The following is a 6,087-nucleotide window of genomic DNA, read 5'->3' on the forward strand; positions in this document are numbered from 1 at the left end:
CGCACAGACCATACGCCGCGGCCAAACCTGTGGGAAAATCACGCTTTTTCAGCAATATCAACCCCGCACTTACCCCAATGTCCACCGAAGCTCCGTTGTCCCGCCGTGCCGATTTCGCCATTACCGGGCGAATTGTCGCTGTCGTCGTTTTCACGTTCATTTGCTACCTGACCATTGGCATTCCGCTCGCGGTGTTGCCGGGTTTCGTGCATCTGGACCTCGGCTACGGATCGATAATGGCGGGCGTGGCGATCAGCGTGCAGTACTTCGCGACCCTGGCTTCGCGTCCGCTCGCGGGGCGCGCCGCCGACAGCATCGGCCCGAAGCAGACCGTGCTGCGCGGACTGACCGCCTGCGCGATCAGCGGCGTGCTCCTGCTCTGCGCCGCGCTCGCCGAACAGTGGCATCCGGTGAGTCTCGCGCTGCTAATCGTGAGCCGCCTGGTGCTCGGTTTCGGCGAGAGTCTGGTCGGAACGGGCGCGATCACGTGGGGTATCGGACGGGTCGGGCCCAGCCAGAGCGGACGCGTGATCTCGTGGAACGGTATTGCGACCTACGGCGCGCTCGCGCTTGGCGCGCCGCTTGGCGTGGCGATGGAGCACGCGCTCGGATTTGCATCGCTGGGCGCGTTCGTGATTGCGCTCGGCGGCCTCGGCTACTGGCTCGCCACGCGCATGGGGCCCGTGCCGGTGGTTCACGGCGAGCGCATGTCGTACCGCAGCGTGTTCTTTCGCGTATTGCCGCACGGCATGGGGCTCGCGCTGGGATCGGCGGGATTCGGGTCCATTGCCACGTTCATCACGCTCTTTTACGCCGCGCATAACTGGCCGAACGCAGCGCTTTCGCTGACCGTGTTCGGTACGATGTTCGTCGGCGCGCGGCTGTTGTTCGCCAACACCATCAAGATGTTTGGCGGTTTTCGCGTGGCCATTGTCTCGTTCGCGTTCGAGTGCGTCGGCCTGCTGATGCTCTGGCTCGCCGCCGATCCGGCCTTCGCGCTGGCCGGTGCGGCGCTGACCGGCTTCGGTTTCGCGCTGATCTTTCCGGCGCTCGGCGTGGAAGCGGTCGGACTTGTTCCGCCTGCGAGCCGGGGCGCGGCGTTATCGGCGTATTCGGTGTTTCTCGATCTTTCGCTGGGCGTGACCGGGCCGCTGGCCGGATATGTCGCCGGCGAATTCGGCTTCAGTTCCGTGTACCTGTTTGCGGCGATTGCATCGGCGGCAGGCGTGGCGCTGACGGTCGCGCTGTATATGCGCACCGGGCGCGGACTGGGCGGCGCGGCAACGGCCTGAAGGTTCGGCGATTCGGCAAAGCGCGTTGAGAACGTCCGCTTACGCGGACGTTTTGCATTGGCCGGCAGGACTTCGAGGCATGCCATAATTTTCCGGCGATCCTGCTTCGGGAGCCAAGCTCATGTCCAATCCGCTATCCCGCCATTTTCTCAGCATGGCTTATAACAACGCGTGGGCGAACCATCGTTTGTTGAAAGCGTGTTCGCAACTAAGCCAGGAAGCGTTCGTCGCGCCCCGAACGGGGTTCTTTCCGTCCATCAAGGCGACGCTCAATCACAACCTGACGGTGGACTGGCTTTACATCGATGCACTGGAGCGAGAACTTCACGGCAAGCCTCCGAACGGCGACATTGCGACGTTCTTCGAGCCGGAAGAACACTACGCGGCCTGTGCGGACCTGCAGCGCGAACAACGGCTCGCGGATCATCGGCTGATTGAATACGCCAAGCATCTCACCGATACCACCCTCGAGCGCCCCGTCACGATCATACGCCCGCGCGCCACGCAGCGCGAAACGCGCACGCGGCTGCTCGGCCATCTCTTTCAGCATCAGATCCATCATCGTGGGCAAGCGCACGCCATGCTCTCGGCAACCGCGGTCGCGCCGCCACAACTCGACGAATTCTTCTGCGAGATGGACACCGCGCTACGCGCCACCGACCTCGCCGAAATGGGCCTGAGCGAGCGGCAAGTCTGGGGCTGAAACACGGGATCACCGGCAACGGACTGTTTGCTATTGCGAACGAAACCAAACCACCGTTGCGCTGCTTGTCTTAGAATCGCCGCTTGGTCCTCACTTCCTGCGCTCTATGAACTCCACATCGGAAGACCGCTGGCGCGACTTGCGCCCGGACCCGGACAGTGACACGCCGCTTTATCTGCAACTCGCCCGCAAGCTCGGCAACGCGATCCACGATAACCGCTGGAACGCTGGCGAAGCGCTGCCTTCGGAGCGGGTGCTGTCGGAAGCGCTGGGGGTATCGCGGATCACCTCGCGCAAGGCCATTGCGCTGCTGGTCGAACAAGGACTCATACGACGCACGCAAGGCGCGGGATCGTTCATCACGCCGCGTTATGAAGACCCGCTTTCGCGCCTGTCGAGCTTCAGCGAGATGCTGCGTCGACGTGGTTTCACGCCCGGCTCGAAGTGGCTTTCGCGCGTGATCGAACCCGCGAATCGCGACGAAGTGATCCAACTTGGATTGTCGCCGGCGGCGGCCGTTGCACGCTTGCGGCGCTTGCGTACGGCCGATGGCATTGTCATGGCGGTGGAAAATTCGACCTTTCCGGCGGCGCTGATTCCTGATCCACAAGCTGTCGGCGATTCGCTTTACAGTTTTCTCGAGCAGCGCAATCTGTCTATCGTGCGCGCCTTGCAGCATTTTCGCGCGGTGAATGCGAGCGATGAAATCGCGGCGCAAATGGGGATCGCGCCGCACGACGCGCTGTTGCTGATCACACGCGTAGGTTATACGGCCGACCAGCGCCCGATCGAACTCACCGATACCTACTGCCGCAACGACTATTACGACTTCGTCGCGGAGCTGCGGAAGTAATCGGACCCGGTTCTATGTCCAGCGCGGCTCGTCCGTGCCAATGGGCACAGGCGGCAGGCTCCAGAACGGCGGCGTCATCGGCATGCGTTCTGGCGGCTGTGTACACGTGAGCGAGCCGAACGGCGATTCGATGGTTTGAAGCGCATCGCGAACGTCGTCGATTTGCGGATCGTGGATCTTCTGCCCGTCTTCGATCAATCCCAACGATTGCAGCCAGCGCCCCGTCCCCGCGAGCGACACACGGACATGCCAGCTTCCGCCTTCCTCCGCGCGGCGCTGCAGCGCGGTCATCGCGCCGAATGCCGCGAGATAACCGGTCGCGTGATCGAGCGCCTGACAGGGCAAATGACGCGGGTTCGTCTGGCCGGCCGCTTGCGCTTCGGTCCACGCAATGCCGCTCGCCGACTGCACGAGGCTGTCAAACCCTCGGCGCTGCGACCACGGTCCCTTGTGTCCATACGCCGAGACCGTCACGTACACGATACCCGGCCTGTCCCTCGCGACTTCCTCCGGGCCGAAGCCTTTGTCCTGAAGCGCGCCGGGACGATAGCCTTGCAGAAACACATCGGCATGTTTCGACAGCGCGCGCAGCGTTTCGCGGCCGGTTTCATCGCGCAGATCGATTGTGGCGGAGCGCTTGCCACGGCCGTTATCGATGACAAGCGGCGCAATGTTCGGCAGATGTGGACCGTTGATCAGGAGGACGTCCGCGCCGTGCTCGGCAAGCGTGCGCCCCGCCACCGGCCCCGCGATGATGCGGCTCAGGTCCAGCACGCGGACGCCGGATAGAGGCCGTTGAATGCCGCCTTCGTCAGGCTGGCCGACGGGCTCAGGCGGCGCATCGCCAATCTTCATGATTTCGAGCAGCGGCGTTTCGGCGATCGCCCGGGCTTGCGGCAGCGTCGCCCATTCTTGCGGCGTGCGGATCAGCGCGGCGCAAAGGCCTGCACTGGCGAGCGCTTCATCGAGCGTGGCGCCGTCCCAACCGCGGATCGCCTCGCTCACGCCGGCGTGATCGTTCGCGCAGCCGAGCAGCTTTACCACGCCATCGCGATGATGCTTGAAGTTCGTATGAAGCTGGATCCATCGGCCATCGCGCGTCTCGTAGAAACCCATCAGCGGATCGCGCAGCTCGGGCGCGGGATCGGCATTGATGCGCAGGTAGCGTTCGCTGCGAAACGCAATTGCCGCGCGGCGGGCGTCGAGTTCGACATGCTGCATCTGGCCCGTGCGCTGCCGGAAGCAATCGGCGGCGGCGAGCGCCGCCGCGCCGATACTCGCCGAGGCCAGCGCGCTCACCCGATACACCGACGGCAATTGCCGTTCGTCACCGGACAGCGTGAGATAGCTGAGCGTTTCGGCATTGCGGCCGGCGAGTTGCCAAAGCGCCGTAAGCGGATTCAAGGCGAAATTCATGGCGGCTCCTTTCAGGATGCTCACTTAGTATGCTCACTTCGTACGAGTCTCGATTGTATGGCGTCCGGGTGGTATAGGCAGGCGGCACGTTACCTGCGGGGCCCGGTAAATCGCTGCCCGCTCCTCTGGCGCATCCACGTAAAATCACGTCACTCCTTCCGCCGGCCGCCTTCATGCCCGTCACAATCCGCTCGAACGTTGCATCCTCCCCTTCTCCGCAAGCGCTCACGATCATGCTGTGGCTCGTCGCCACCGGCTTCTTCATGCAGACGCTCGATTCGACCATTGTCAACACGGCGTTGCCTGCCATGGCGCGCAGTCTTGGCGAAGCGCCGCTGCGCATGCAGGGCGTTGTGATTGCCTACTCGCTGACCATGGCGACCGTGATCCCGTTTTCCGGCTGGCTCGCCGATAAATTCGGCACCCGGCACGTGTTCTTCAGCGCCATCCTGATCTTCACCATTGGGTCGTTGCTCTGCGCGAACGCCCATACGCTGATGCAACTGGTGATCTATCGCGTGGTGCAGGGCGTGGGCGGCGCCATGTTGCTGCCGGTCGGACGGCTTGCCGTGTTGCGCGTGTTTCCCGCTGAGCGATATTTATCGGCGTTGTCGTTTGTGGCGATTCCCGGGCTGATTGGACCGCTTATCGGGCCGACGCTTGGCGGCTGGATCGTGCAGATTGCGTCCTGGCATTGGATCTTCCTGATCAACGTGCCCGTGGGGGTGATCGGTTGCGTTGCGACCCGGCTTTTCATGCCCGATAGCCGCAATCCCGCCACCGCGCCTTTCGATCTTGCCGGTTATCTGCTGCTCGCCGTTGGCATGGTCGCGCTGACCATTTCGCTCGATGGCCTCGCCGATCTTGGCTTGCAGCACGCCATCGTGCTTGTGTTGCTGGTGCTGAGCCTTGCTTGTTTTGTCGCTTACGGGTTGCATGCGGTGCGGGTGCCGCAGCCCATCTTTTCGCTCGATCTGTTCAAGATCCATACGTTCAGCGTTGGCTTGCTTGGGAATCTGTTCGCGCGGATTGGCAGCGGCGCGATGCCATATCTATTGCCTTTGCTGCTGCAGATCAGCCTGGGTTATTCCGCTTTCGAAGCCGGCCTGATGATGTTGCCCGTGGCCGCAGCGGGGATGGTGTCCAAGCGCATTGTGACGAAGCTGATCATGGCGCGGGGGTATCGGCGCGTGCTGGTCGTGAATACGGTGCTTGTCGGGTTGACCATGGCGAGTTTTTCGCTCACGAGCGCCGGGCAGCCGCTTTGGTTGCGGTTGATACAGTTGGCGTTCTTTGGAGGCGTCAATTCCATTCAGTTCACCGCGATGAACACGCTCACGCTCAAGGATCTCGGTACGGGGGGCGCCAGCAGCGGCAATAGCCTGTTTTCGCTCGTGCAGATGCTTTCGATGAGTCTTGGCGTGACCATCGCCGGGGCGGTTCTTGCGACTTTTACAGGGATCTTGCCGAAGGTCACCGAGACGAATTCACTTCCCGCTTTTCACGCTACGTTCCTTTGCGTGGGCGTGATTACTGCCGCGTCAGCGTGGATTTTTGCGCAGCTTGCGCCGGAGATTCGAGCCGTTAAGAGTATGGAGACGGATCCTTCGGAGGCGCATTAGGGTTTCGCTGGCGCTTGAGGGTGGGATTGGGTGGGGGTTGCTGCGTTTTGGGCTTTCGCGCGTTCTGTTTTGGCTGATTTTTTTAGCACTGTTAGCCACTGTCCGTGGCGGGACTTCATTTCTTTTTCCAACGGCGAAAAAGAAACGAAGCAAAGAAAACGCCTTCCAACCGCTAATTCTTAAGGAGACCAAGCGTGCACG

General features: G+C 62.3%; 5 protein-coding genes. 4 read left to right on the forward strand and 1 reads right to left on the reverse strand.

The genetic code is table 11. From position 1 onward, the window contains the following. Positions 1-77 precede the first annotated feature (77 nt). The 3 genes from AWB64_RS26935 to AWB64_RS26945 all read left to right on the forward strand — a co-directional run bounded on the left by AWB64_RS26935 (position 78) and on the right by AWB64_RS26945 (position 2,848). Positions 78-1,292: an MFS transporter gene (locus AWB64_RS26935; protein WP_060858464.1), complete on the forward strand. Its 1,215-nt coding sequence runs from the start codon at positions 78-80 to the stop codon at positions 1,290-1,292. 121 nt (positions 1,293-1,413) lie between these two features. Then, on the forward strand, positions 1,414-1,995 hold the full coding sequence (locus AWB64_RS26940; protein WP_060858465.1) for a DinB family protein: 582 nt from the start codon (positions 1,414-1,416) through the stop codon (positions 1,993-1,995). A gap of 106 nt (positions 1,996-2,101) precedes the next feature. Then, on the forward strand, positions 2,102-2,848 hold the full coding sequence (locus tag AWB64_RS26945) for a GntR family transcriptional regulator (RefSeq protein ID WP_060858466.1): 747 nt from the start codon (positions 2,102-2,104) through the stop codon (positions 2,846-2,848). A 12-nt stretch (positions 2,849-2,860) separates the two neighbouring features. On the opposite strand, the gene AWB64_RS26950 is transcribed toward AWB64_RS26945, so the two are convergent. Further along, positions 2,861-4,264: a CoA transferase gene (locus tag AWB64_RS26950; protein WP_099050605.1), complete on the reverse strand. Its 1,404-nt coding sequence runs from the start codon at positions 4,262-4,264 to the stop codon at positions 2,861-2,863. Positions 4,265-4,437: 173 nt separating this feature from the next. Here AWB64_RS26950 and mdtD point away from each other — a divergent pair, with 173 nt between their 5' ends. After that, positions 4,438-5,886, forward strand: a complete 1,449-nt coding sequence (gene mdtD, locus AWB64_RS26955; RefSeq protein WP_075643363.1) for a multidrug transporter subunit MdtD — start codon at positions 4,438-4,440, stop codon at positions 5,884-5,886. Positions 5,887-6,087: the final 201 nt, after the last annotated feature.

The sequence above is a fragment of the Caballeronia sordidicola genome (genome assembly GCF_001544455.2).
Lineage (GTDB): Bacteria > Pseudomonadota > Gammaproteobacteria > Burkholderiales > Burkholderiaceae > Caballeronia > Caballeronia sordidicola.